Origin of the sequence: Bacillus sp. FSL W8-0519, assembly GCF_038005585.1 — a bacterium.
Classification (GTDB): Bacteria; Bacillota; Bacilli; order Bacillales; family Bacillaceae_G; genus Bacillus_A; species Bacillus_A paranthracis.
Genome location: NZ_JBBOTL010000001.1, coordinates 4,586,621 through 4,611,696, shown reverse-complemented (window position 1 = coordinate 4,611,696; position 25,076 = coordinate 4,586,621). Strand labels below are relative to the sequence as shown.

At 36.2% G+C, this 25,076-nt stretch carries 28 protein-coding genes and 1 riboswitch; of the genes, 16 read left to right on the top strand and 12 right to left on the bottom strand.

Features of this window, described 5'->3' with window-relative positions; genetic code table 11:
- Positions 1 to 209: 209 nt before the first annotated feature.
- On the bottom strand, positions 210 to 1,796 hold the full coding sequence (gene pckA, locus NST14_RS24225) for a phosphoenolpyruvate carboxykinase (ATP) (RefSeq protein WP_000108804.1): 1,587 nt from the start codon (positions 1,794 to 1,796) through the stop codon (positions 210 to 212).
- A gap of 228 nt (positions 1,797 to 2,024) precedes the next feature.
- Positions 2,025 to 2,146: riboswitch (SAM riboswitch) on the top strand.
- 169 nt (positions 2,147 to 2,315) lie between these two features.
- On the opposite strand from pckA, the gene metK reads away from it, so the two are divergent.
- Entirely contained in the window at positions 2,316 to 3,515 is a 1,200-nt protein-coding gene (gene metK, locus NST14_RS24220; protein ID WP_000163125.1) for a methionine adenosyltransferase, read from the top strand.
- Between the two features lie 177 nt (positions 3,516 to 3,692).
- Here metK and NST14_RS24215 read toward each other — a convergent pair whose 3' ends face one another.
- The gene (locus NST14_RS24215) at positions 3,693 to 3,872 is read right to left on the bottom strand and encodes a hypothetical protein (protein ID WP_000424795.1); all 180 of its coding nucleotides are present in this window, start codon (positions 3,870 to 3,872) and stop codon (positions 3,693 to 3,695) included.
- A gap of 239 nt (positions 3,873 to 4,111) precedes the next feature.
- On the opposite strand from NST14_RS24215, the gene NST14_RS24210 reads away from it, so the two are divergent.
- A complete protein-coding gene (locus NST14_RS24210) occupies positions 4,112 to 4,621 on the top strand; it encodes a MogA/MoaB family molybdenum cofactor biosynthesis protein (protein ID WP_000117134.1) in 510 nt (169 codons plus the stop codon).
- Entirely contained in the window at positions 4,618 to 5,220 is a 603-nt protein-coding gene (locus tag NST14_RS24205; RefSeq protein WP_000049606.1) for a molybdenum cofactor guanylyltransferase, read from the top strand. The genes NST14_RS24210 and NST14_RS24205 overlap by 4 nt, the downstream gene beginning before the upstream one ends.
- A 280-nt stretch (positions 5,221 to 5,500) precedes the next feature.
- Here NST14_RS24205 and NST14_RS24200 read toward each other — a convergent pair whose 3' ends face one another.
- The 3 genes from NST14_RS24200 to NST14_RS24190 all read right to left on the bottom strand — a co-directional run bounded on the left by NST14_RS24200 (position 5,501) and on the right by NST14_RS24190 (position 7,845).
- A complete protein-coding gene (locus NST14_RS24200) occupies positions 5,501 to 6,643 on the bottom strand; it encodes a glycosyltransferase family 4 protein (RefSeq protein ID WP_001261612.1) in 1,143 nt (380 codons plus the stop codon).
- 12 nt (positions 6,644 to 6,655) lie between these two features.
- The gene (locus NST14_RS24195; protein WP_000868600.1) at positions 6,656 to 7,189 is read right to left on the bottom strand and encodes a phosphatase PAP2 family protein; all 534 of its coding nucleotides are present in this window, start codon (positions 7,187 to 7,189) and stop codon (positions 6,656 to 6,658) included.
- 143 nt (positions 7,190 to 7,332) lie between these two features.
- Positions 7,333 to 7,845, bottom strand: coding sequence for a gamma carbonic anhydrase (locus tag NST14_RS24190; RefSeq protein ID WP_000640211.1), 513 nt, complete (start codon positions 7,843 to 7,845; stop codon positions 7,333 to 7,335).
- Between the two features lie 74 nt (positions 7,846 to 7,919).
- Between NST14_RS24190 and NST14_RS24185 the strand changes: the two genes are divergently transcribed.
- From NST14_RS24185 to NST14_RS24175, 3 genes are read left to right on the top strand one after another with little or no spacing between them, the layout of a single operon-like run.
- The gene (locus tag NST14_RS24185; RefSeq protein WP_000267442.1) at positions 7,920 to 8,723 is read left to right on the top strand and encodes an alpha/beta hydrolase; all 804 of its coding nucleotides are present in this window, start codon (positions 7,920 to 7,922) and stop codon (positions 8,721 to 8,723) included.
- Between the two features lie 37 nt (positions 8,724 to 8,760).
- Complete coding sequence (locus NST14_RS24180; RefSeq protein ID WP_001102457.1) at positions 8,761 to 9,825, top strand: tetraprenyl-beta-curcumene synthase family protein; 1,065 nt, start codon at positions 8,761 to 8,763, stop codon at positions 9,823 to 9,825.
- Between the two features lie 40 nt (positions 9,826 to 9,865).
- Positions 9,866 to 10,099 carry a hypothetical protein gene (locus tag NST14_RS24175; RefSeq protein ID WP_117611438.1) on the top strand — a complete coding sequence of 78 codons (234 nt, stop codon included), beginning with the start codon at positions 9,866 to 9,868 and terminating at the stop codon, positions 10,097 to 10,099.
- 37 nt (positions 10,100 to 10,136) lie between these two features.
- Here the strand turns inward: NST14_RS24175 and NST14_RS24170 are convergent, their stop codons facing one another.
- Positions 10,137 to 11,438: a PepSY-associated TM helix domain-containing protein gene (locus tag NST14_RS24170; RefSeq protein WP_000867806.1), complete on the bottom strand. Its 1,302-nt coding sequence runs from the start codon at positions 11,436 to 11,438 to the stop codon at positions 10,137 to 10,139.
- Between the two features lie 289 nt (positions 11,439 to 11,727).
- Here NST14_RS24170 and NST14_RS24165 point away from each other — a divergent pair, with 289 nt between their 5' ends.
- Together NST14_RS24165 and NST14_RS24160 are read left to right on the top strand one after the other, a co-directional pair.
- Entirely contained in the window at positions 11,728 to 12,117 is a 390-nt protein-coding gene (locus NST14_RS24165) for a MerR family transcriptional regulator (protein ID WP_306299033.1), read from the top strand.
- Positions 12,114 to 13,007, top strand: a complete 894-nt coding sequence (locus NST14_RS24160) for a DUF2268 domain-containing protein (protein ID WP_000688526.1) — start codon at positions 12,114 to 12,116, stop codon at positions 13,005 to 13,007. Before NST14_RS24165 ends, NST14_RS24160 begins: the two co-directional genes overlap by 4 nt.
- Before the next feature lie 142 nt (positions 13,008 to 13,149).
- On the opposite strand, the gene NST14_RS24155 is transcribed toward NST14_RS24160, so the two are convergent.
- The 6 genes from NST14_RS24155 to NST14_RS24130 form a co-directional block, all read right to left on the bottom strand.
- Positions 13,150 to 13,689, bottom strand: a complete 540-nt coding sequence (locus NST14_RS24155) for a hypothetical protein (protein ID WP_001024985.1) — start codon at positions 13,687 to 13,689, stop codon at positions 13,150 to 13,152.
- Positions 13,686 to 14,360: an aspartate/glutamate racemase family protein gene (locus NST14_RS24150; RefSeq protein WP_214328355.1), complete on the bottom strand. Its 675-nt coding sequence runs from the start codon at positions 14,358 to 14,360 to the stop codon at positions 13,686 to 13,688. Before NST14_RS24150 ends, NST14_RS24155 begins: the two co-directional genes overlap by 4 nt.
- Before the next feature lie 24 nt (positions 14,361 to 14,384).
- Complete coding sequence (locus NST14_RS24145; RefSeq protein WP_000457763.1) at positions 14,385 to 15,065, bottom strand: hypothetical protein; 681 nt, start codon at positions 15,063 to 15,065, stop codon at positions 14,385 to 14,387.
- A gap of 18 nt (positions 15,066 to 15,083) precedes the next feature.
- Positions 15,084 to 15,917, bottom strand: a complete 834-nt coding sequence (locus tag NST14_RS24140) for an ABC transporter ATP-binding protein (protein ID WP_000959708.1) — start codon at positions 15,915 to 15,917, stop codon at positions 15,084 to 15,086.
- A 192-nt stretch (positions 15,918 to 16,109) separates the two neighbouring features.
- Entirely contained in the window at positions 16,110 to 16,682 is a 573-nt protein-coding gene (locus tag NST14_RS24135; RefSeq protein WP_000764500.1) for a class I SAM-dependent methyltransferase, read from the bottom strand.
- Positions 16,679 to 17,638 (bottom strand): TIGR01212 family radical SAM protein, encoded by a 960-nt coding sequence (locus tag NST14_RS24130; protein ID WP_000868018.1) that lies wholly within the window; start codon positions 17,636 to 17,638, stop codon positions 16,679 to 16,681. Before NST14_RS24130 ends, NST14_RS24135 begins: the two co-directional genes overlap by 4 nt.
- A 111-nt stretch (positions 17,639 to 17,749) precedes the next feature.
- Between NST14_RS24130 and NST14_RS24125 the strand changes: the two genes are divergently transcribed.
- The 8 genes from NST14_RS24125 to NST14_RS24090 all read left to right on the top strand — a co-directional run bounded on the left by NST14_RS24125 (position 17,750) and on the right by NST14_RS24090 (position 24,967).
- Positions 17,750 to 18,013, top strand: a complete 264-nt coding sequence (locus NST14_RS24125; protein ID WP_000840869.1) for a YtzC family protein — start codon at positions 17,750 to 17,752, stop codon at positions 18,011 to 18,013.
- Positions 18,014 to 18,028: 15 nt separating this feature from the next.
- The gene (locus NST14_RS24120; protein ID WP_001129345.1) at positions 18,029 to 18,178 is read left to right on the top strand and encodes a hypothetical protein; all 150 of its coding nucleotides are present in this window, start codon (positions 18,029 to 18,031) and stop codon (positions 18,176 to 18,178) included.
- A 136-nt stretch (positions 18,179 to 18,314) separates the two neighbouring features.
- Positions 18,315 to 19,337 (top strand): DUF418 domain-containing protein, encoded by a 1,023-nt coding sequence (locus NST14_RS24115; protein WP_000527877.1) that lies wholly within the window; start codon positions 18,315 to 18,317, stop codon positions 19,335 to 19,337.
- A gap of 337 nt (positions 19,338 to 19,674) precedes the next feature.
- Complete coding sequence (locus NST14_RS24110) at positions 19,675 to 20,436, top strand: ABC transporter ATP-binding protein (RefSeq protein WP_000165846.1); 762 nt, start codon at positions 19,675 to 19,677, stop codon at positions 20,434 to 20,436.
- A gap of 18 nt (positions 20,437 to 20,454) precedes the next feature.
- Positions 20,455 to 22,314 (top strand): FtsX-like permease family protein, encoded by a 1,860-nt coding sequence (locus NST14_RS24105; protein WP_000897792.1) that lies wholly within the window; start codon positions 20,455 to 20,457, stop codon positions 22,312 to 22,314.
- A gap of 328 nt (positions 22,315 to 22,642) precedes the next feature.
- Positions 22,643 to 23,209, top strand: a complete 567-nt coding sequence (locus NST14_RS24100) for a tyrosine-type recombinase/integrase (RefSeq protein ID WP_000454218.1) — start codon at positions 22,643 to 22,645, stop codon at positions 23,207 to 23,209.
- A gap of 33 nt (positions 23,210 to 23,242) precedes the next feature.
- A complete protein-coding gene (locus NST14_RS24095; protein ID WP_001026042.1) occupies positions 23,243 to 23,740 on the top strand; it encodes a cation:proton antiporter regulatory subunit in 498 nt (165 codons plus the stop codon).
- Positions 23,741 to 23,743: 3 nt separating this feature from the next.
- The gene (locus NST14_RS24090; protein ID WP_000380205.1) at positions 23,744 to 24,967 is read left to right on the top strand and encodes a cation:proton antiporter; all 1,224 of its coding nucleotides are present in this window, start codon (positions 23,744 to 23,746) and stop codon (positions 24,965 to 24,967) included.
- Positions 24,968 to 25,076 lie beyond the last annotated feature (109 nt).

Below are 25,076 nucleotides of genomic sequence, written 5' to 3'. Positions count from 1 at the left end.
TAACAAACGAAGTCACAGATGAAGAGAGTAACGTTTTACTTTATATAAGATATAGAAAGAAGCTTACGTAAAAAACGTAAGCTTCTTTTTTATGTAAGTGTGTGTAACCGTTAAGCCGCATTGGGTTTTGTCGGTGAGTACGCGAAACTTTACGGTTACACGACACTTATTCATATGAGTAAAGGGTTATTCCAACAGAAAGTTTGCGCTTAAGCGATTGGGCCGCCTAAGTTAATAATGTCTTCAGATACGCTGTCGAACTTTTTGAAGTTAGCTTTGAATTCATTTGCAAGTTCGATTGCTTTTGCTTTATAAGCAGCTTTATCAGCCCAAGTTTGTTCAGGCATTAACACTTCGTCAGGTACACCTGGTACGTGAAGTGGAACTTCAAGACCGAAGATGTCATGTTTAGCTGTTTCAGTTTTCGCAAGTTCACCGCTTAATGCTGCTTGAATCATTGCACGAGTGTAACCTAAGTTCATACGTTTACCAACGCCGTATTCGCCACCAGTCCAGCCAGTGTTTACTAAGAATACTTTCGCATCGTGTTTCTCAATTTTTTCACCAAGCATTTCAGCATAGCGAGATGCATCAAGTGGTAAGAATGGTGAACCGAAGCAAGTTGAGAATGTTGCTTGCGGAGATGTAACACCGCGCTCTGTTCCTGCTAGTTTACTAGTGTAACCACTTAAGAAGTGATACATAGCTTGTTCTTTTGATAACTTACTGATTGGAGGCAATACGCCAGATGCATCAGCAGTTAAGAAGATAATTGTATTTGGGTGTCCTGCAACACTTGGCAGTACGATATTGTCAATCGCATGCATAGGGTATGCAGCACGAGTATTTTCTGTTAAAGTAGTATCGTTATAGTCTGCGATACGCGTTTGGTCATTAATGATAACGTTTTCTAAAACAGATCCAAATGTGATTGCATCGAAAATTTGTGGTTCTTTCTCGTGAGAAAGGTTTACACATTTCGCGTAGCAACCGCCTTCAATATTGAATACACCGTTATCAGACCAACCGTGCTCATCATCACCGATTAATTTACGGTTTGGATCAGCAGATAATGTTGTTTTACCTGTTCCAGATAAACCGAAGAATAATGCTACATCGCCTTCTTCACCTACGTTTGCAGAGCAATGCATAGAAAGGATATCTTGTTCAGGTAATAAGAAGTTCATAATAGAGAAGATTGATTTTTTCATTTCTCCAGCGTATTCTGTACCACCAATTAGTACGATACGTTTTTCGAATGAAACCATAATGAATGCTTCAGAGTTTGTACCGTCAACAGCTGGATCAGCTTTGAAATTCGGTGCAGAAACAATTGTGAACTCTGATTCATGAGTTGTTAATTCTTCTTCAGTTGGACGAATGAATAGTTGATGTACAAATAAATTGTGCCATGCATATTCATTAATAACTTGAATTGGTAGGCGGTAATTGCGGTCAGCGCCTGCAAATCCTTTGAAGACGAATAACTCTTCTTTCTCTTTTAAGTATTCTAAAACTTTCGTATATAATTTATTAAAATGTTCTTCAGAAATCGGTTGGTTCACTGCTCCCCAAGCAATTTTGTCAGCAACCGATGCTTCTTTCACAATAAATTTATCTTTAGGAGAACGTCCTGTATATTTTCCAGTTGAAGCAGAAACGGCACCAGTCGAAGTTAATTTCCCTTCATTTCGCATTAATACTTTTTCCACTAATTGCGGAACACTTAGTTGAATCTGTGCATTGCTTCCGTTCAATAATTCGTGTAAACCAATTTGGACATTCACAGTACTCATATTTATATACCATCCTTTTCATTTAATGAAATATTTCTCGTAATCCCCAACAAGAGTATAACACAATTATATAAATAATGTATACTATTTATTTCTTTTTGTTTGTGTGAATACATTATTTCCTTATTAATATTTCATTTTAGGCGCATTGAGAAAAACTTTCACGAAAATGTGAATATTAATTGACAAATGAATATCATTTCTTTAGTATAGGTTGGGACGGATACTCTCTTATCCCGAGCTGGCGGAGGGACAGGCCCGATGAAGCCCAGCAACCTCACTTGTATTGGTAAACACAAGTGAATAGGTGCTAAAACCTGTGCGAGGCTACAGGTCTCGAACGATAAGAGCGAAGGGCAAAAAGCAGTATGCAAGTAGCAAATTAAACCTTTCCTCTCTATTATGTAGGAAAGGTTTTTCTGTATGCTTGTGTGGGAGAATAAATGTATGTCGCAATCTGTGGCAAATTAAGGATGAGTTCCGTACAATATATACAATTACTGTAGGGAGGTTTACCACATGACAAAAAAACGTCATCTGTTCACATCTGAGTCTGTAACTGAAGGACATCCAGATAAAATTTGTGACCAAATTTCTGATTCAATTTTAGATGCGATCTTATCAAAAGACGCAAATGCACGTGTAGCTTGTGAAACAACTGTAACAACTGGTTTAGTATTGGTAGCGGGGGAAATTACGACTTCTACTTACGTAGATATTCCAAAAATCGTTCGTGAAACAATTCAAGGCATTGGTTACACACGCGCAAAATATGGATTCGATGCAGAAACTTGTGCAGTTTTAACATCTATCGATGAGCAATCTGCTGACATCGCTATGGGTGTTGACCAAGCGCTAGAAGCACGCGAAGGTCAAATGACTGACGCTGAGATTGAGGCAATTGGTGCAGGAGACCAAGGTTTAATGTTTGGTTTCGCATGTAATGAAACACAAGAGTTAATGCCACTTCCAATCTCGCTTGCTCACAAATTAGCTCGCCGTTTAACTGAAGTACGTAAAAATGATACATTATCATACCTACGTCCGGATGGAAAAACGCAAGTTACAGTTGAGTATGATGAAAATGGTAAACCAGTACGTGTTGATACTATCGTAATTTCTACACAACATCACCCAGATGTTACATGGGAAGAAATCGATCGCGATTTAAAAGAGCACGTAATTAAAGCTGTAGTACCAGCAGAATTAATCGATGGAGAAACAAAATTCTTCATTAACCCAACTGGCCGCTTCGTAATTGGTGGACCACAAGGTGATGCTGGTTTAACAGGACGTAAAATCATCGTTGATACTTACGGTGGATACGCTCGCCACGGTGGCGGTGCATTCTCTGGTAAAGATGCAACGAAAGTTGACCGTTCTGCAGCATATGCAGCTCGTTATGTTGCGAAAAACATCGTAGCAGCTGGTCTTGCTGAGAAAGCAGAAGTACAACTTGCATACGCAATCGGTGTAGCACAACCAGTATCAATTTCAGTTGATACATTCGGCACTGGTAAAGTATCTGAAGACGTATTAGTAGAACTAGTTCGTAACAACTTCGATCTTCGCCCAGCTGGTATTATTAAAATGCTAGACTTACGTCGCCCAATTTACAAACAAACAGCAGCTTACGGCCACTTCGGACGTACTGATGTAGATCTATCATGGGAACGTACAGACAAAGCTGCAGCTTTAAAAGAGCAAGCTGGTCTATAATATATGAAAAAAAGCTTTGCGCGGTGAGCGCAAAGCTTTTTTTATTTCGTTTTATTTACAATTTGAATGCATGATTTGCAATATACTTCTCCATCTAGCTCAATATACTTTTTCATATGTTTGTATTTCTTTTTGGTATGATTTACAAACAGTTGGCTTTTTTTGAAACATGTGAAATCAACCTTTCATTTGACGTGCTTTGCCCGCACAAAATGCACTGCTTAATAAAAATAGCGTGGCGCATATAATACTTACTAATGTAGCGTATGGAATTGCGCCTTTTAGAGAAAAGCCGACAGTGATGGAAGCGATAAATAAGAGGATGAATGTTGTTGTTAATTTTTTGTATAGTTCCATAATAGGTAGACCTCCAATTTATTTTTTAGTACAAGTTTTAAAATTGAATTCTATGTATGTAGAAAATATAAAGAGTAGCTAAAGGTATGTAGTCTAAGGAGTATAAGAAAGTGCAGTTTCCTTTTTGTGGGTTAGTATATTTATATTGTATCATGGCGTATTGTTGGCTTCATACATAATTGTGTAAACATATGTATGATAAAATGAAGAAAAGTCTTTAAGGAAGGAAAGATGAAAAAATGAGCGTAACCGAACATAAAAAACAAGCGCCAAAAGAAGTGCGCTGCAAGATTGTAACGATTTCCGATACACGTACAGAAGAGACAGATAAGAGCGGACAACTATTACATGAATTGTTAAAAGAAGCAGGCCATACAGTGACTTCTTATGAAATTGTGAAAGATGATAAAGAAAGTATTCAGCAAGCAGTGTTAGCTGGTTATCATAGGGAAGATGTTGATGTCGTGTTAACAAATGGCGGTACTGGTATTACGAAGCGTGATGTAACGATTGAAGCAGTATCAGCGTTATTACATAAAGAAATTGTTGGATTCGGTGAGTTGTTCCGCATGATTAGTTATTTAGAAGATATCGGAAGCAGCGCAATGTTAAGTAGAGCGATCGGCGGCACAATTGGGCGCAAAGTAGTCTTCTCGATGCCAGGATCTAGCGGAGCGGTTCGCCTTGCGATGAATAAATTAATTTTACCAGAATTAGGTCATATTACATTTGAGTTGCATCGCCAATGAGTAAGTATGCTGGAATTGTATTAGCAGGTGGTATGTCGAGTAGATTCGGTGAGCCGAAAGCGTTAGCGAGTTGGCAAGGGAGTACGTTTATTGAGCATATTTTGAAAGTGATGACAAGCACGCTCCAAGAAGTTGTAGTCATTAGTCATTCTGATATAAAAGAGCGAGTAGAGAAACTCGTACAAGTTCCTGTTATCGAAGATATTCCGCACTATAAAGGGAACGGGCCACTTGCTGGAATTGTATCAGGAATGGAATACATAGAAGCAGATTGGTACGCTATTATGCCTTGCGATGCGCCAAATGTTTCGCATGAATGGTTTACCATTTTACTGGAGCAAACAAGCAATGAGTATGATGCAGTTGTACCTATTATTAATGGAAGGAAACAACCGCTACTTGCAGCGTACCATAACCGCGTGAAAGAAAAGATTTATACTTTGCTTCAAGAAGAAAAAAGAAGTATGGGTCAGCTTTTATCACAATGTAATGTGAAATATATTGCTGGTGAAGATATACAAGCAAATGCGGATTGGTTTATAAATGTGAATACGAAAGAAGAATATGTGCAGGCTCAAAAAGACCTTTCAAATGAATGAAAGGTTTTTTTGTATACAGAAATTGGGGAACAATTACTGTATAAAGGTATGTGAGTAAGTTGATTTTAAGGGGAATTCTTAAAATCACTATACAGTTAAAATACTGTATAACCATATATTAATTTTTATGGGTTTTTATTACAAGTCTATTTGTTTATGTTTGTTTTTGTTATAATGAATATAGAAATAATATAATATTTCACCTTGTGTATCATTTATTTAAGTAAATTTTACAATTGTATAATAAACTCCCTTCGTTTTTTGAAGGGAGTTTTTCTATTTAAGCAAGCAACTCTGATTCGTTATGCTGAAGGACTTCTTCATATTCGTTAAGCAAGCCACGAAAGATCTCATCCCAGCTTTTTGATTTCGCATAAGATAAAGCTGCTACTCCCATCTGCTCCAATTTTTCTTCATTTTGCAATAAAAAATAAATGGATGATAGAAATGCGTCCTCATTTTTTGGCGGGCAAAGAACTCCCGTTTTTCCATCTGTAATAATATTTTTAACCCCGCCACTATTTGCACCGATGACAGGTGTGCCGCATGCAAGCGATTCAAGTACAACATTTCCGAATGTTTCAGTGGCTGATGGAAATACCATCATGTTAGAACAAGCATATGCTTCAGCTAAATCCCCGCCTTGTAAATAGCCAGTAAACGTGACATTTGTTTTCGGAACAGCTTCACGAAGACTTGTTGCTAGAGGACCGTCTCCTGCTATAAGCCAATGAATATCGTTTCGAGTATGCGCTGATTTAACGATAAGATTTTGCAACGTATCAATATCTTTCTCAGGAGCAATCCGTCCAACATAGGAAAGGACATACTTCGCTGTAATATTATATTTTTTCCGGAATACTTCTGTATTGTAAGCTGGATGAAAGAGTGTGCAATCTACACCCCGTCCCCAAATAGAGAGGGCCTGAAAGCCTTTATGTTTTAATTGATGTAATGTTTCAGGAGAAGGGACAAAATTTTTTTGCATATGACTATGAAACCATTTTAAATAGTTCCAAAGCATATTGGAGAGAAATTCGATTTTGTAATAGCGCAAATAAGCATCGAAATCAGTATGATAAGAACCGACAACTGGGATGTTTAACTTTTTCGCATAATACAATCCACAAAGTCCCATGTTGAAAGGTGTAGCAATGTGAATTATGTCAGGTTTAAAGGAAAGAAGTTCTCGCTTAATGCGCGGAGTAGGAAAAGAAAAGCGACATTCTGGATATAATATTGTTAACGGGATACTTCTCATCTTGTTCACATTCGCTACGAAATTATCTTCAGCTGTATGCTGAGGGGCGAAAACAGAATAGGCGATTTTTTCTTTCTGAAAATATCGTGTTAACCGCTCTAACGTTTTCGCAACCCCGTTCACTTGTGGCGTAAAAGTATCGGTAAAAATGGCGACTCTCATCATATCACTCCTTTATGTGAAAAGTGGGATGAATTGATAAAAAGAGATGATGCCAGAGCAAGTGCCGAGGCACATACCGACGAATACATCAGATGGATAGTGAAGCCCTAAATAAATGCGAGAAATACCGACGCATAATGCTAACGGTAATAGGAAAATAAGTAAGCTTGGATTATAGCAAATAAATGGAATAAAGACAGAGAAAACGGCTGTTGTATGACCAGACGGGAAAGAGTGGTCTTGTAATGGATGGACTGGATATTTTGCATCCTGAATTGTTAAATAAGGACGTTTTCGTGGATACCATCTTTTTAATATTTGCACAGGAATATGGCTAATTGCTAGCGAAATAGCAGTTGCAATTGCAGCTTGATGCAAAGTTCCACTTGCGAAAATTAAAAAGAACAGTGTGAGTGCGATAGAGAAAGTCGCGCCACCGATATGAGTAATATTGCTGAAAAAGAGATTTAACGTTTTTTGATCAAAGTAGCGGTTAATTCCTCTGAAAATGTAACATTCTATTTTATATAATCCACTGACCTTCATGAAAATTCTCCTCCCTCATCTACATATATATGGAGATATTAGCTTTTATTTTAATAAGATTTTGTTGAGGGAGTAATAATGTTTTGTAAAGAAAAAGTTAGATTTTATATAAAAAAACTGCCAGTATTATGGCAGCTGTAAAATCATTTTTGTAGTGATTTATAATATTGGCCTTTTTCAACGTATTGCGTGCGAATTCGCTCCATGTCTTTACGGTCTTCTTCTGTTAACTCACGAACGACTTTCGCTGGACGACCGAAAGCTAATGTATTCGGCGGGATTTTCTTTCCTTGTGAAACGAGGCTTCCAGCACCGATAAAGGCTCCTTCGCCAATTTCAGCACCATCTAATATAATAGATCCCATTCCAATTAAAGCATCTTTCTTAATATGGCAGCTATGTAAAATCACTTGATGCCCAATTGTTACGTCATCTTCTAAAATAAGAGGATATTGCGGGCTTTGGTGGAGTGTACATTGGTCTTGTACATTTACTCGGTCTCCAATAATTGTCGGTGACACATCACCGCGGATGACTGTATTAAACCAAATACTTGATTCCTCGCCAATTGTCACATCACCAGTAATGGTTACGTAGTCAGCGATAAAAGCACTACTCGCAATTTTCGGATTTTTTTCTTTGTAAGGATATATCATGTAAAGCCTTCCTTTCCTAGAGACTAGTTTCAGTGTATCAAATTATGAGAAAGAGTGAAATGGAGGAGAGCCGTATGTGGAATTATGAAGCTGAGCAAGCAAAGGCTGTCATCGTTATTGTGCACGGCGCAATGGAATATCACGGACGTTATGAAGCTGTTGCGGAAATGTGGAATCATATCGGCTATCACGTCGTGATGGGGGACCTTCCGTCACATGGAACGACTTCAAGAAATAGAGGACATATTGATTCGTTTGATGAATACATAGAGGAAGTTAAATTATGGGTGAAAGAGGCAAGAAAGTATCGATTACCTATTTTTCTATTTGGTCATAGTATGGGTGGTCTTATCGTCATTCGTATGATGCAAGAGACGAAGAGAGAAGATGTAGACGGCATTATTTTAAGTTCGCCATGTTTAGGTGTATTAGCTGGACCTTCTGCACCGCTTCAAGCTGCCTCAAAAATATTAAATATTATCGCTCCGAAGTTACAATTTGCAACGAATCTTACAGTGGAAATGTCAACGCGTAATCATGAAGTGAGAGATGCGATGGAGAACGATTCATTGTTCTTGCGCAAAGTATCAGTACGTTGGTATAGTGAATTGATTAAGTCTATTGAAATCGCTCATAAAAAAATAGATGATTTTCCAGATGTTCCGCTCTTGCTAATGCAAGCATGTGAGGATAAACTTGTAGATAAAACACGTGTCCGCACTTGGTTTAATAATGTTAAAATAAGTGATAAGGCTTTTAAAGAATGGCCGAATTGTTATCATGAGTTATTAAATGAGTATGAGCGTGATGAAATTTTGAATTATATTCAGTCATTTACTGAAATACGCATCAATAACATAATAGAAACAAATAAGTAAATTATTTGTACATTGAATAGAGGAGATGAAGGAAGAAGTGAACGTACCGAGTAATCCCATAACGCTCATGGCGAAAGTATACCGTGATGTGTTTCCGGTTGTACACCATGAGCTAGCGATGTGGAAAGAGCGTGCCTACCATATTCCGAATGATGAGCTTCATAGTCAGGCAATCGCAAGTATTGAGCATAAAACGTTTCATTGCGAAGGCGGTGGCATTTTAGCACTATTAGCAAATGAACACCGTGAGGAATGTATTCGTTTTATCGTCGCATATCAAACGATTAGTGACTACTTAGATAATTTATGTGATCGCAGTACATCACTTGATCCGAATGATTTTGCCGCACTGCATGAATCTATGTTAATGGCATTATCACCTGAAGTAGAAGGTGGCGGTAATTATTATCGCTATCGTGATGATCAAGATGATGGTGGTTATTTAGATGAACTTGTTGAAACATGCCAAGATGTTTTAAAGAAAACGAAGCACTATGACAAAATTGCTCCTATTCTTCATGAACTTGCTTGTTATTATTGTGATCTGCAAATTCATAAACATGTGAAATTAGAAGAAAGAGAACCAAGATTACAAACATGGTTTGAAGCACATAAAGAAAACTTACCGGAGATGAGTTGGTTTGAATTTTCAGCATGTGCCGGTTCTACGCTTGGAATCTTCTGTCTTGTCGCATATGCCTTTCATGATGAATTACATGATGAAGATATTGCGAAAATTAGACAAGGATATTTTCCTTACGTACAAGGACTTCATATCTTACTTGATTATTTCATTGATCAAGAAGAAGACCGCATCGGCGGGGATTTGAATTTCTGTAGTTATTATGAAAACGAGCAAGTGATATTAGATCGTATGAAACATTTTGTAGAAGAAGCAGAGAAGAGCATTGGTGATTTGCCTCATGCGAAGTTTCATCGTCTCATAAGCCGAGGATTACTTGGTATTTATTTATCAGACCAAAAAGTATCAGCACAAAAGAATATGCACAAAATGGCACGGCGCATTGTAAAATACGGTGGTCTCACTTCACGATTCTTCTATTGGAACGGGAAGATGTACCGAAAGAAAACGGCGCAGTGATGAAGAAAACCACTCATGTAGAGTGGTTTTTTGTTATAATATGGTAAAGGTGGTGGCAGAAATGAAGCGATTGTTTCAAAAGCTATATGACCATATTGAGGTTACATTACTCGTGCTACTTTCCATTTCATTTGTAACTGGAATGTATATGATGATGAATAAAGCCGGCGGTCCTACAACGATGGATTATGTAGCTCAAGTTATTATTGTATTGATTATTATAGTAGATATTGTCTTTTTAATAAGTGATAGAAAAAAAGAAAATAGTAAATAAAAAAGCATTTGTACACGGTAGTACAAATGCTTTTTTACTATGAGCGTATTTTTGAAAATACATATATAAGAAGTTCAATCACAAAAATAGCTAAAACAGATAGTCCGAATAAAGGCATGACAGCGCCTAGTATAACCATCATGATAAAGAAAACGATTATGCTTTTCTTATCTCTTTGCTTTGGCGGTGCTGCTAATTTTCCTTTCGGCTTTCTTGCTAACCACATTTTTATTCCGTAATAAATAAGAAGTAATAAAGATAATGTCGTTAGTAAGCATAATATTTTATTTGGCCATCCGAATAAATGACCTTCGTGAAGCGGGATACCGTAAGTGAACCATTGCGCAAGTAATCCATAATCACGATAGTCCGTTTTGGAAATGAGCTCTCCGCTATATTGATCAAAATAAGCTGTTATTTCTTCATTTGGTGCAACATGCATACCTGTAATACCAGAACCGCTCGATTTCGAAACAGTGAACACACCTTTTGGATCAGCTGGTAGTGAAATAACATATGGTTTCTTTATTTTAATTCCGTTTCGCAATTCATCGACAGAAATTGCTTTTGGCTCATTCGAATTCGATTCAGGAGGTGCTTCTTTTCTAGTTGCCCACGGCAATTCTTTTACCTTCGATTCAGGAGGTGCCATATACAATTTTGGATATCCGAGTGATTCATTTGACGATGCAATTTTATAAATTTGGTTACCCATAAATCCTGACCATGGCAACCCAGATGCAACTAACAAAACGAGAGGAATTGTAAATATAATACCGATAATAGAATGACGTCGTTTTGCTTTTTCTCGCTTATTGGATGCCGGTGTATTTTTGAATTGGCGTATACTCATGTACAACCCAGTTACAATTAAAAAGATTGTCCAACATGCCGCAAGTTCTACCGTATAGTTAACGACAGTGCCACCAACTAAAAGAGAACTATGTAATTCCCTCATGATATTGGCAAACGTTTCACTTGCGTTTTGATCCCCAACAATTTGATTATTACTATCTAAATACACATATTTTTGTTGCCCAGTATACTCATTTGCAATCGTAAGTCTCGTATTATAATCCCCATTAAACTCACTAATTTTCGCCACACTATAATGTGGATATTTTTTCTCTGTTAAGGAAATAGAATCAGCCATCGAAATAGATTCTGTTTGAGCACTCTTCCCAAAATATAAATCTTTATAGATGAAATCCTCAACCTCTTCCCGAAATAAATACCCAATTCCGCTCAGTGACAACGTAATAAGAAGCGGCGTAATAAAAAGCCCAGCATAAAAATGCCAACGCCAAAAAATGTAATGAAGCGAACGATTTACTTTCATGCTCTTAGTTCCCCTAACCTTCCCTATATGAATAACTACTTATTTAATATAGCGAGATTAAGTGTGATTACTTTGAAAGAATTGTGAAGAAAGTTAAAAGTTTTGGAGAGCTGGCTGGGAATTTTGTTAGTAAAGCGATAATCTATTATGACAATAAAATTTTTAAAACGTTTTAAGATAGTTCAAAAGTAGACATCTTCAATTTTGAAGATGTTTTTTTATATACCATGATTAAATACTAGCTTGACTATAACGTAGCGTCATAGATTAAGTTGTTCTTAGGAGGTGGATTAATCTGATTACTACGGGGGATGTAAAGAAAGTTACAGGTTTAACAGAAAGGACAATACGATATTATAGTGAATTGAACTTAATTACGCCAAAAAGAAATAATATAGGACAAATTCATTTATCAAGAAAGGATTTATTAGACTTAATTAAAATCCTAAATCTAAAGATAGTAGGAAAAAATTTAAAATTTATCGGCAGTCTAAATTTAAATGAACTGAGTATTAAAGATACAAGTCTTCAGCTTGATGAAATGTACAATGATTTAGAGTGTGTACTTATATCTTTAAACCATCTAGAGAATAGCAACGATGAAGATAGTATATTAAATGCTCTTAAACTTGCTCACGTAGTTAATGATAAGTACATGATGAAACGGGGATATTTATGAAAATTTTTATAGAAGATACTATAAGTCAATATGATATATTACTTTCACTATCACCTGAAGAAAGGGAGAATTTTTTTAGGCATACAATGATGAAACCATTTGAAGGAATGTGGAATACAATTAATGTACCGATGAAATCTAAGGATCCAAAAGGTTATGACGTCATGATGGCAACACGAATGCTAGGGTATTTAGATATAAACGAGACAAAATTAGCAGAAGAAGCATTAAATGATTTGAAGAAGATGAATGCATTAAAAATTGCTGAAAAAACTTTAAAAGAATGTATAGATTTCTCTTCTGAGCATGATTTAAGAGTAAGTGCAGAGGAAATGAGATTTGGTATGTATATTGCAGACCCAAAAAAATTAAAAAATCAAAACAGTTATACTGGTTTTGGTGGTATTCCTGGTTATGTTATAGCAATAATTCGCCCGAATAGCTACAATGTTCCAAGATTTCCGGCACTCATTGCACATGAATTTCATCATAATTTACGATTCTCTTATTTTGAATGGAATCATGGAGATGTAACCGTAGCTGATTATATAATTATTGAGGGACTCGCCGATTCTTTTGCTACCGCATTGTATGGTAAAGAATTTTTAGGGCCATGGGTTACTTCAATTGACAATGAAGACCTTGAATACTCTATTTACGTAATAAAAGAAGGGCTTAATGTGAAAGGGTTTGCGGAGGTAAGTAGCTATATGTTTGGAGATGATTTCGCCAAAAAAGAAGGTTATCAACCAGTAGGCTTATCAACCGGTGCGGGTTATGCTGTAGGGTATCACATTGTGCAGTCTTTTATGAAAAATAATAATGTTACAATCCAAGAAGCTACATTGTTAAGTACAGAAGAAATAATAAAGGGGTCTAATGTTTTTTAAGGTAATTGTATTTTGAAAGACGCTATTGTTTCTAAAAGTTATGAATTCTTATGTGGATTTGGAAATTAAGTAAGCATAATACCATCCGTAAGAACGGTACTATGCTTATTTATAGTTTTAAATTTAATCAATTTTATTATAATTATACATCCATGTTCAATTGCCGAGACATACAATGTTCTATGCAAAGTGTAGTTGAATGAATCAGCTCTTCATTTCCTTTTTGTAGCCTAATTTGAAGTGCTTTTTGAAAACAAGTAAGGGCGGTTTGGAAGTCACCTTCATCTAATTTACTTTTTCCGTAATGTTGGTAGAAAAAATCTTCATAAGCGGGTAAGTCTGGCAGTGTTTGTAGAAGTTCGGCAAAGATTGTATTTGCAGCAGCAAACTTTCTTTCCCAATGATATGTATGTGCGAGGCGAAGTTTGTTAATAAAAAGCACTTGGATGTTATCTGTTTGTGTGTAATATTCAATAGCCTTCTGTAAGTAATACTCACTGTCAGAAAGGTTGCCAGCGATTCGTTCATAAACACCGATTAATCCGCAGTTTTTTCCGTATAACGAACTTTCATGTAAATGCTCTTTCAAAAATACAATCCCTTGCTTCATTTCAGCAAGGGATATAGGTTTTTCTCTAAGATTTTCATCAAATGTGTATCCCATTTCAAAAGGTATATTCATTTGGACCCCCTTATATTTTCTACATACATCCTAACAACCGCTTTTGCAAGACATTGAGAGGAATCAACAAAATCCTCACTCGCCACCACATTCAAATCGGTACATGCGATAATGGCGGTATCAACTTCATCTTTCAATTGTAAAACGAGTGCATTCCACAATTCACGAGCTTCTTCAACTTCTCCGCTTTTAATATAAGTAATAATTTGATTAATGCTTTCCTGCCATTGTTCGTAATGAATATACTCTATGTTACATTTTGCAATCCCATCTTGGTAAATACCAGCTTGAACAGTTGCTTCTGTTGCGAGAAGAGCGACTCTTTTTGCAGTTTCAGGAATCGCTTTTAACGTTTCATCAACTATATTCAAAATAGGAATAGAAAGAGATTGCTGTAATTCTTCAAAATAAAGATGCGCTGTATTGCACGGCATAGCGATAAAGCTTGCGCCAGTACTCTCGAGTTTTTGTGCTCCTTCAATAATCGCTTTTTTCATCGCTTCATGATCAATAGGGCGATCCATGTAAAACGGTGTTGGGCACGAATAGATCATCATATGAGGAAAGTCCATGTCATGCTTTGCTCCGTATATTGTTTGGCACTCTGCTACAACTGTATCAACGAATGGTCCAGTTGATTTTGGCCCCATTCCTGCTAGTATTCCGATCATTGTTTTGTCTCCTTCAATATGTAATTAAAAACGTTTTTTGCGAACGATAAAAAGAAATAAGGTAAATAATAAAAATGAATATACGATAGCCCAAGCTGTGAGCCATAGCGTGTGAGTCAGTATATTATATTTGTATTGTCCAAGCATTAGAAAGCTTTCGACAGGTGGTAAAAACCATAGTAACTCTTTTTTAAACCGGATAGATGCAATCGTTATAAGCAATATAAATGTAAGACTAAGCCAAGCGGTGCTTGCTTTTGGAATCATATTTCTAGTAAATAAAGATGCGATTGAAATTCCAAGTATAGAGAAAGACATATGAGCGAGAAATCCGACTAAAAATAAAGAAACTGTCATTTTTTCATTAAACATTTGCAAAATAATTGGGTAGATTACGGATATAAAAGATAAAACAGTACAAATGAGAAGAGCTGTAATATATTTCCCTACATATAGTGCGGAAATATTATTTGTGTGAGAAATCGTAATTTGTTCTTGTACAGGATCTTCCGTATGAAAAATTGTGACCGTAATCCAGGCAGATAATAAATAAAGCGCAATTGCTGTTTCTAAATATGTCGGTACAATAGGAGTCGGTTTATATGTATATACAAAAAGTAAGCTCATGAAGTACATCGCAATAGGAGGGACGTACTTATACGATTTTGTATAGTCGAGAAAATGGTAACGAATAAGAGCAAACATAATAAACCTTCTTTCGATTTAAAAGTTAGGTTGTAGCAGTGTGATAGATGCTTTTTTATGCAATAAAAACTGAAGCATTTCGTTTGTATATTCTTTTTCGATTTGTAATTGAATAAGGTTTTGATTTGAATTGTGTGCAACGTGTATAAAACCGGATTGTTTTTGTAGTTCTATCGCTGAAAATGTTTCGTGAACAATTGCTTCAATATAGACTTGTTCTGCTCCTTTTTGTGCAGAGATATTTTCTGTGATTGTATGATTTGCTAACGTCACAATTCTATCGGCGAAGTTTTCTAGTAGCTGTTTTTCGTGACATGTGAAGAGTATAGATATACCTTGTTGTTTTAATGAGAGTAAAATATGTTCTAATTCTTGCTGAGAGTTCGGATCGAGTCCAGAAAGCGGTTCGTCTAAAATTAATAAATGGACGTCCGTAAGTAATGCTTGCATAATACCGGTTTTTTGTTTCATACCTTTTGAAAAGTTTCGTATAACGGAATGTCTTGCATGAAGTAAATGAAACCTTTCAAGAAGCAGCGGAATTTTATCTTTTACATATTTTGTTGATAAACCGTGAATGCGGCCGAGATGAAATAGATAATCCTCTAATGTAAAACGAATCCCTTCAGGAAAATGTTCAGGTACATAGCCGATTTGTATATGTTCTTTCCTTTGAATTGTCCCTGCCGTATGTGAAATAAAGCCTGCAATTATTTTGAGTAGAGTACTTTTTCCAGTCCCGTTCCCGCCAATAATGGCGAGTGCTTCTCCTTCTGGAATGGATAAATCAATGTTGTCTAGTATAAGTGATTTGCCATACTTCTTTTGAATTCCCTTTAGTTCTACTAGCAAAGTTCTATCCTCCTATACAGTGTATATATCCATTATATAGGAGAATAACAAAAAGACGTGCAGTGAGTGCACGTCTTTTTTTGTTATGTTTTGTCGATAAGTCGATATAGTGTGTCGAATCGTCGATATATCGAAAAAATCGTTGATATATTTTAAGTTACGATAGATATAATTGAAAAATCGTCGATATATTTATCGCTTCTCAATCGCCACAATAAATGGCGGGTTATTTTGTTGGTTAATGAAGCCGTAGCGCAGTACGTGTGCTTGTTTTTGGTCTAATTCTTCGGCAAATTTGAGAACAGCGTCCCGTTCTACTTGTCCTTCTGGATGTCCGTGGTAAATAACAAGGACGATGATACCTTCAGGTGCCATTATTTCTAATAATTGTTCGATTGCTGAAATTGTTGAGTTCGGTTTTGTAACGATATGCTTGTCTCCGCCTGGAAGGTAACCTAAGTTGAAAATTGCGCCTGTTACTTTACCTTTTGCATCTTCTGGTAATACGGATAGAAGTGTATCGTGACTATCGTGAACTAAAACAGTACGTTCGAAAAGTTCTTTTTCTTTTAGACGAGTTGTTGAGCTTTCAATTGCCTCTTTTTGAATATCAAATCCAAATACTTTTCCGTTATCGCCAACGATTTTAGCTAGGAAGCAAGTGTCATGTCCGTTTCCTAAAGTTGCATCTACAGCGTAATCGCCTTCTTTTACTGCCGTTTGCAAGAGAGTGCGAGCAAACGGTAATACACGTTCTAATTTCATTTCTGTTTCTCCTCATTTGCATATTTTCCTTGCCAGCTTCCGCGGCGTACAAATTCTGCATCGATGGAATTTAATACTTCCCATTTATTTAAGCTCCACATTGGACCAATCATTAAATCCGGTGGACCGTCACCTGTAATACGGTGCACAATTACGTCTTCTGGAATAATTTCAAGTTGGTCAACAACGAGACTTACGTAATCCTCAAGAGAAAGGAACTCGAGTTGTCCTTTTTCATATTGCTTTACCATTGGCGTTCCTTTTAATAAGTGAAGTAAGTGGATTTTAATTCCTTGTACGTCAAGCTTCGCTACTTCGCGAGCTGTTTCCATCATCATGTCGTAATCTTCAAGTGGAAGACCGTTAATAATATGAGAGCAAACTCGAATGCCATGCTTACGTAATTTATTTACGCCTTCAACGTAAGAAGGATAATCGTGAGCGCGGTTAATAAGGTTTGCAGTTCGTTCATGAACAGTTTGTAATCCGAGTTCAACCCAAAGATATGTGCGTTTATTTAAGTCCGCTAAATATGCAACGACATCGTCTGGTAAACAATCTGGACGAGTTGCGATAGAAAGACCGACAACGTCTTTTTCAGCTAGAAGCGGTTCGAATTTCTCTTTTAACACTTCAAGAGGTGCATGTGTATTTGTGTAAGCCTGGAAATAAGCGATACATTTTCCATCTTTCCACTTTGAGCGCATTTTTTCTTTCATTTCATGATATTGCGTTATAACATCATCGCGGCGATCGCCAGCGAAGTCACCAGATCCAGCAGCACTGCAAAATGTACAACCGCCATAAGCAACTGTACCGTCACGGTTCGGGCAATCGAAGCCAGCATCTAATGAAACTTTAAAGATTTTTTCACCAAATTCATTTCGTAAATGGTAATTCCATGTATGATAACGTTTATTGTCGTTTGTATATGGAAAAGGGTTTTGAACCTTCATTACTTTCCCTCCTAAGCCGAGTCAAAATGAAACAAAATCCATTATAACATACTCATAAGGTTCATATGGAAGGGACACACTAAAGGGGAATTGAAGCAAGGAGGGACAATTATGGCAGAGCGTCAATCACTTGAATCGTATATTACACAAGCAGAACAAGCGGTGGAATATGCGAAAGAACAATTAGACCAAGGCATGAGACAAGAGCATTACAATACGATGGAGTATTCGGATGCGCAGTTACAATTAGAACAAGCATATAACGATTTACAAACGATGCAACAACATGCGAATGATGAGCAACGTGAGCAATTAAATAGAGCACGTATGGCAATTCGCCAATTGCAACATCAAATGATTATTACACCGCACTAATAAGGAGTGAATGTAATGGCGAAACGTTCAGATCAAAATAACCCAGAGCAAAAAACGCAAAATGGACATAACGCTGAGTTTTCGAATGAGCTTGATCCAGTTGTTCAAGTGAAACAGCGTAACAGTAAAAAAGGACAACCTCAAAGATCGAAACAATCAGAGTAGACCAGGTCGCAATATGACCTGGTTTTATTTTGTTATATGACAATAATGTAAGATTACTGTAAGGTTTGTCGATAGTTGTAAGAATACATTTCCAGTAGAGTAGGGGAGGATTAAATTTTATACAAGGAGTTGCTTTATGGGGAACAATATGACAAACAAACGAATTGATGAGTTAGATTACATTCGTGGCTTCGCATTACTGGGGATTATTTTAGTAAATATTCTTGCACTACTTAACATTAAAATTCCAGATCCTAATACAGTGGATGCTAGTTATCAAAGGTTTTTATACTTATTTGTAGAAGGTCGTTTCTTCTCAATCTTCTCATTCTTATTTGGAGTGGGATTCTATATCTTTATCTCTAGAGCAATTGCAAAGGGGAAAAATGGATATGTTTTATTTTTACGCCGCTTAGTTGCACTATTTATTTTCGGTTTGATTCATCAAATGTTTCAGCCTGGAGAAGCATTAACGTTATATGCAATTTGCGGGTTGATCGCTTTACCATTTTATAAAGTGAAAAAACAAGTGAACTTAGTTATTGGTCTTATTTTAACAATTGCCTTTAGCGTAATGGGTGCTAAGGAACTATTGCCACTTGGCTTAATTTTATTAGGGCTTGCTGCAGGGCAATATCGTGCATTTGAAAATCTTGCGCAAAATATAAAGAAAGTCGCTATTTTTACAGGTATTATGTTTGTTTTAAGTGTCGTAGCTGTATGGTATCAATACGGGCACGTGCCTGCTGATCCATTTGTAAATATGATACTAATGAATGAGGACGGAACAATGGATGCTGCAAGCCAATTTTTAAAAATTGGTGTTACAGTTGGCCCAATTATTTCAGCTTTCTATGTTGGAGCATTAATTTTACTACTTCAATTAAAACTAGTTCAAACATTGTTAGCGCCACTGAAATATTATGGTCGTATGGCTTTAACGAATTATATTGGACAAACTGCAATGATTTTAATCGCAGGAAGTGTATGTAACTTTGCGGGAAATTTAACTTACATGCAGACGTTATATGTGTGTATTGCAATTTATGCAATTCAAATTGTGTTTAGTGTGATTTGGATGAAAATCTTTAAAATGGGTCCATTAGAATGGATTTGGCGTGTTATTACGTATTGGACGGTAACACCTTTAAAGAAATAAAGAGAGAAGTGGGCTGTTCCTTTTGTGGAGCAGCTTATTTTATTGTCAGCTTTTGTCGATAAGTCGATATATTTTGAAAATCGCTGATAAAAGTGGGAGAATCGCCGATATATTAAAAAAATCGCTGATAAAAGTAGGAGAATCGTCGATATATTTGAAAAATCGCCGATATAATTTCAGTTACCGATTCACTATGTTACTAGTAGTAAAAGCCAAGCTTACAAACACACCTTTTTTATCTTACAAAAGTGTAAGGTAATTGTAATGTTAACAAATAGCAGTTCATCTCCAAAAGGCGCAAAATAGGTAATGGAAAAACAAGCGTAGGAGGATATATATGACGAAACCAGTTGTAGACGTGAAAAACGTTCAAAAAGTGTACGGTAAAAAAGGTGAGAACCAATCACATGCATTAAAAGGTGTATCATTCTCAATTCAAGAGGGTGAGTTTGTTGGGATTATGGGACCATCTGGTTCTGGTAAAACGACATTATTAAATGTAATTTCAACGCTAGATAAAGCAACGGGCGGTGTTGTTGAAATTGCGGGTACGGACATTACGAAAATGAAACAAGGTGAGCTTTCTGATTTCCGCTCTCAAAAATTAGGATTCATCTTCCAAGACTTTAACTTATTAGAGAACTTATCTATTTACGAAAACATTGCACTTCCATTATCTCTTCAAGGTGTCTCATCACGAAATATTGGACCAAAAGTAGAAAAGGTAGCAGATATGTTAGGCATTTCGGCAATACTTCAAAAGTATCCATCTGAAGTATCTGGTGGACAAAAGCAACGTTCAGCAGCGGCGCGTGCATTAGTGCATGAACCTGCAATTATTTTAGGGGACGAGCCAACAGGAGCGCTTGATTCTAAAAATGCAACGAGTTTACTTGATGCGATGACAAACTTAAATAAAGATCAAGGCGTATCTATTATGATGGTTACACATGATCCTTACAGTGCAAGTTACTGTCAGCGTATTTTATTCATTCAAGATGGTGAGCTATATAAAGAAATTCACCGCGGCGGTACACGTGAAGAGTTTTATAAAGAGATTTTAGATGTGCTAGCAGACTTAGGCACACAAAAAGCGTAAGAAAGGAGGTTCTAAGGCATGTTATTCAAACTTTCCATGTCAGGACTAAAAAGTAAGCTGAAAGATTATATCGTCTTACTTGTTGGTCTTGTCATGTCGATTTCAATTTTTTATATGTTCCAAACGTTAGCACTAAATAAAGCGTTTATTGAATCCAACTCAGTTATTCAATCAATTGGATTTGTATTCCAAGCAGGTTCATTTTTACTTGCTATTATAACGTTCTTCTATATTTTATATGCGAACTCTTTCTTATTATCTCTTCGTCAAAAAGAGTTTGGTATGTATATGATGTTAGGAGCAAAAAAGCATAAAGTTACATTACTTATGTTTATCGAAACAATCGTATTAGGCGCTGCGTCTCTTGCGATCGGTATTACAGTTGGTGTAGGACTTGCAGAAGGTATCGGACAGTTATTAATGAAACAATTAGAGTTTGCTGGTGAAGGCTATAAAGCATTTTACCTTCCATCAATGACCGTTACTTGCATTTTCTTCTTAGCACTATTTGTATTATCAGCAATTATGAATAGTATTAAGTTATCACGTATTTCTGTACTGCAACTTGTACATGCAGATGCACAAACAGAACGTGTTGCGGTAAAAGGAAAAATGACAGGTGTAGTTGCATTCCTAGCGGTTATTTTATTAGGCATTGGCTATGCATCGATGATTTACATGGAAAAACTAAGAGAAATGGGAATCCTTATTGCATTAGTGACAACAACAGCTGGTACTTACATGTTATTTGGATCACTTCTTCCTGTTATTATTAAAAAGTTAAAAAGTAATAAAAAGCGTAGTGAAAAAGGGCTTAACGCTTTTACATTTGCACAATTAAACTTCCGTATTAATAGCTTAACAAAGGTACTTGCAACAGTAGCGATGTTAGTTGCGCTTGGAGCCGGTGCCATTTCAGGTGGTATGGCGTTTAAAAATAACGTTATAAAAATGGTTGATGGTTTCGTAATATATGATTCAGTAGTTCATAATCCAACTGCTGAAGAAAAGAAAATTTTAGACGATATTACATTTAAAGAGAAAAGCGAATATCGTTACAAAGTCGATGATAAATACGTTTACTATGTAAAAGAAGATTTAGAGAAAAATCGTCCTTTAGTAAAAGATATGACAAATATGAAGTCGATGAAGGATTTAGTAAAAACGAAAAAAGTTTCAGAGGAACTACCAGTGGGTGCAGTTGCTAGAGAAATGAATGAAAAAGATGCGAGTGCTAAAGAACTTCCACAAGAATGGGACGAGGCTTTCAGAACAATCCAGCCATTTTACGTGCATGAAGATCATGCAATTAAAATTGTAGATCAAAAAATGTACGATACTGTAAATGGTAAAGAAGGAATTGTATTTACTGGAAAAACAGATGATTTTGAAGCGCATAAAAAAGAATGGAAAAAACTTGACGAGTTGCAGCTAGATAAATATAAAAATGTAAAAGCTGAAAGATTAGATAGTAAATATCAAGCTTACGACATGTTCTATGGCGTTGCGAGCGGAACAGTGTTTATGGGATTCTTCCTTGGAATTGCTTTCTTAGCAATGATGGCAAGTTGTTTAATGTTCAAAATTCTTTCTGGTGCATCAAAAGATATTACGCGTTATCAAATGCTTCGTAAAATCGGGGTGCGCCGTGAATTATTAACGAAATCCATTTATAAAGAGTTATTCTTAGTCTTCTTATTCCCAGCAATTGTAGGTATTGCTCACGTATTAGTTGGTATGAATATTTTCGGATTTATTTTAATCGATCCGTACTTCCGTATTTGGGTACCAATCATAATTTTCGTAGTTATTTACACGATTTATTACTTCATTACAGTTCAATTGTATAAAGGAATTGTTCTTCCGAAAGAAGATTAATAAAAACCGAGCGAAATTGCTCGGTTTTTATTATTTTCAGAAAAAATACTTTAATGTTACTGAAATATATAATATAATGTAAATAAGTAACATAATATAAAAGTAGAAGCAACTGGATAAGGAAAGGAGGAATCCGATCTGTAGAAAGAGGCTGAACTTGTATCCCCTATTATTCCTACCCCTACTGTATTTGCACAATTATAAATTTCCGAGCTTAAAAGTATATTGTAAAAATAATGGATAATACATGGAAATCTCATAGCGTGATAAGGTAAAATGGACAACATGATGAGAAAATTACCGTTCATAAGATGAGGAGAATACATGTATGGAAGTTGTAGAGGCATTAAAAGATATAAGCCAAATTGAGGCGATGAAAAAGTATTTAAAAGAGCACTCACAGCGAGATTATCTTTTATTTGTTATTGGAATTAACACAGGATTAAAGATTACTGAGCTACTTAGTATGAAATTTGAAGAGGTATTAAATGAAGATGGAACTGTTAAAGAGTTTTATTCTCTTCCTGTGAAAGATGAAAAGTTTAAACAAGATATTTATTTAAATACAAAAGTAAAAGAAGCACTTTTAGAGTACGTACAATCTATTGATGTGAAAAGAGAAAACTACGTATTTCAATCTAATAAAACGAAAAATTCAATTACACGTCAACAAGCGTATCGTGTCATTCATAATGCTGCTGAAGCGGTTGGGATTGTTGGTAAAATCGGAACAAACTCAATGAGAAAAACGTTTGGATTTCATGCATACAAAAGAGGGATAGCGATTGCACTATTGCAAAAGCATTTCCATCACGCGACACCTTCAGAGACGCTCAAGTATTTAGGAATCTCAAAAGATGAAGAATTTAAAACCGAGATTGATGTTGATTTGTAAAAGCCGTAACTAAAAACTTTAGGAGGCGGGAATATGAATATTCGAGAGAGTGAATTACCGGGCATTGGATGTAAGTTTGAAGTAATTACAAAAGGTAATGAAAAGCTGGTTATTGTTATTCACGATGATGGCCGAAGAGAAATGTATCATTTTGATGCAGATCATGATGAAAGTATTTCAAGTATTTCTCTTCGTGATTCTGAAGCGAGACAAATTGCGGCTATATTAGGCGGAATGGTATATAGACCGCAAGCTTTAGACACAATTGAGATGGCTTTTGAAGGACTATCAATTGAATGGTTTAAGGTGGAAAATAACGCACCAGTCGTACAAAAAACAATTGGTAGCTTACATGTCAGAAAAACATATAACGTAACGATTATTGCTATTTTAAAAAAGAATATGAAGAAATTCTTTAATCCAGGTCCAGACTCTATTATTGAAGCTGGCGATATGCTCGTGTTATCGGGCGCGAGACATGAAGTGAAAAGAATTATTAATGAATTGCTTTCATCAGGAGGTGATTCATAATCGATGGATACTTTAATCTTTGAAGTTGGAACTGCGTTAGTATTAGTAGCTTTTGCAGCTATCCTCGCTGCGAAGTTAAAGTTCTCGATTATTCCGTTTCTCATTATACTCGGTATGTTAGTGGGGCCTCATGCCCCCGATTTAGGACTTATCGATTTAAGGTTTATTGAAAGCGGAGAAGTTATTTCCTTCCTCGGCCGCGTTGGCGTCATATTCCTCCTATTCTACTTAGGTTTAGAATTCTCAATTAAAAAATTAATTAAATCAGGAAAATCAATTGCTTTCGGGGGGACTGTTCACATATCACTTAATTTCTTATTAGGTTTGCTTTATGGATATGTGGTGGGATTTCCCTTATTAGAGACGTTAATTATTGCTGGAATCATTACAATTTCATCAAGTGCAATTGTTGCAAAAGTCATTGTTGATTTAAGAAGATCTGGTAATAAAGAGACTGAATTAATATTAGGAATCATCATGTTTGATGATATTTTTTTAGCTGTATATTTATCAGTCGTTTCAGGGTTAGTACTCGGTGGTGCCACATCATTTGTAGGTGCTCTTACATCGGTGTTAATCGCAGTAGGGTATATGCTACTATTCTTTGTAATCGCTAGAAAAGCTACGCCGTTTTTAAATAAAATATTAGATATTTCCTCAAATGAAATTTTTATTATCGTAATATTCGCTATTTTATTCTTCGTAGCAGGATTTTCAGAAACGATTCATGTCGCTGAGGCAATTGGAGCGTTATTGTTAGGACTCGTGTTTTCTGAAACAGAGCATAGTGATCGGATTGAGAAGCTAGTCGTCCCATTCCGTGATTTCTTTGGAGCCATATTCTTTTTCAGCTTCGGTTTAAGCATAGATCCGTTTTCGCTTGGAGGAGCAGTGTGGTTGGCATTAGGAGCAGTGCTCATTACACTCATCGGTAATTTTACAGCTGGAATGATGGCGGGACGTAAAGCCGGGTTATCGCATAAGGCTTCTACGAATATCGGTTTAACACTTGTATCGCGTGGAGAGTTCTCCATTATTGTTGCTAATATCGGCATTGCGGGTGGCTTAATGGCAGCGATTAAACCGTTCTCTGCTTTATATGTTTTAATATTGGCATCGTTAGGACCGTTATTAACGAAAGAGTCTGGGAGAATATACTCTCTACTAGATAAGGTATTTAAATGGAGTGCGAAAGAACGTGCAAAGCGAGAAAAGGAAGTCGGATAGTATAAAGAGGCTGCATGAACTTCATGCAGCCTCTTTATATAGTGTTGCTGTTGTCGTTTTTTGTCGGTAAGTCGATATATTTTAATAATCGCTGATATATTTCGAGAAT

Bases quoted from the DNA above. Each gene is read 5' to 3' on its own strand.
- NST14_RS24210 (WP_000117134.1), top strand. From the start codon at position 4,112: ATGAGCGTAACCGAACATAAAAAACAAGCGCCAAAAGAAGTGCGCTGC.
- NST14_RS24130 (WP_000868018.1), bottom strand. From the start codon at position 17,638: ATGAAGGTTCAAAACCCTTTTCCATATACAAACGACAATAAACGTTAT.
- NST14_RS24135 (WP_000764500.1), bottom strand. From the start codon at position 16,682: ATGAAATTAGAACGTGTATTACCGTTTGCTCGCACTCTCTTGCAAACG.
- NST14_RS24185 (WP_000267442.1), top strand. From the start codon at position 7,920: ATGTGGAATTATGAAGCTGAGCAAGCAAAGGCTGTCATCGTTATTGTG.
- NST14_RS24195 (WP_000868600.1), bottom strand. From the start codon at position 7,189: ATGAAGGTCAGTGGATTATATAAAATAGAATGTTACATTTTCAGAGGA.
- NST14_RS24145 (WP_000457763.1), bottom strand. From the start codon at position 15,065: ATGTTTGCTCTTATTCGTTACCATTTTCTCGACTATACAAAATCGTAT.
- NST14_RS24095 (WP_001026042.1), top strand. From the start codon at position 23,243: ATGAATATTCGAGAGAGTGAATTACCGGGCATTGGATGTAAGTTTGAA.
- NST14_RS24125 (WP_000840869.1), top strand. From the start codon at position 17,750: ATGGCAGAGCGTCAATCACTTGAATCGTATATTACACAAGCAGAACAA.
- pckA (WP_000108804.1), bottom strand. From the start codon at position 1,796: ATGAGTACTGTGAATGTCCAAATTGGTTTACACGAATTATTGAACGGA.
- NST14_RS24205 (WP_000049606.1), top strand. From the start codon at position 4,618: ATGAGTAAGTATGCTGGAATTGTATTAGCAGGTGGTATGTCGAGTAGA.
- NST14_RS24160 (WP_000688526.1), top strand. From the start codon at position 12,114: ATGAAAATTTTTATAGAAGATACTATAAGTCAATATGATATATTACTT.
- NST14_RS24170 (WP_000867806.1), bottom strand. From the start codon at position 11,438: ATGAAAGTAAATCGTTCGCTTCATTACATTTTTTGGCGTTGGCATTTT.
- NST14_RS24110 (WP_000165846.1), top strand. From the start codon at position 19,675: ATGACGAAACCAGTTGTAGACGTGAAAAACGTTCAAAAAGTGTACGGT.
- NST14_RS24100 (WP_000454218.1), top strand. From the start codon at position 22,643: ATGGAAGTTGTAGAGGCATTAAAAGATATAAGCCAAATTGAGGCGATG.
- NST14_RS24155 (WP_001024985.1), bottom strand. From the start codon at position 13,689: ATGAATATACCTTTTGAAATGGGATACACATTTGATGAAAATCTTAGA.
- metK (WP_000163125.1), top strand. From the start codon at position 2,316: ATGACAAAAAAACGTCATCTGTTCACATCTGAGTCTGTAACTGAAGGA.
- NST14_RS24175 (WP_117611438.1), top strand. From the start codon at position 9,866: ATGGTAAAGGTGGTGGCAGAAATGAAGCGATTGTTTCAAAAGCTATAT.
- NST14_RS24215 (WP_000424795.1), bottom strand. From the start codon at position 3,872: ATGGAACTATACAAAAAATTAACAACAACATTCATCCTCTTATTTATC.
- NST14_RS24090 (WP_000380205.1), top strand. From the start codon at position 23,744: ATGGATACTTTAATCTTTGAAGTTGGAACTGCGTTAGTATTAGTAGCT.
- NST14_RS24200 (WP_001261612.1), bottom strand. From the start codon at position 6,643: ATGAGAGTCGCCATTTTTACCGATACTTTTACGCCACAAGTGAACGGG.
- NST14_RS24150 (WP_214328355.1), bottom strand. From the start codon at position 14,360: ATGATCGGAATACTAGCAGGAATGGGGCCAAAATCAACTGGACCATTC.
- NST14_RS24115 (WP_000527877.1), top strand. From the start codon at position 18,315: ATGGGGAACAATATGACAAACAAACGAATTGATGAGTTAGATTACATT.
- NST14_RS24105 (WP_000897792.1), top strand. From the start codon at position 20,455: ATGTTATTCAAACTTTCCATGTCAGGACTAAAAAGTAAGCTGAAAGAT.
- NST14_RS24120 (WP_001129345.1), top strand. From the start codon at position 18,029: ATGGCGAAACGTTCAGATCAAAATAACCCAGAGCAAAAAACGCAAAAT.
- NST14_RS24190 (WP_000640211.1), bottom strand. From the start codon at position 7,845: ATGATATATCCTTACAAAGAAAAAAATCCGAAAATTGCGAGTAGTGCT.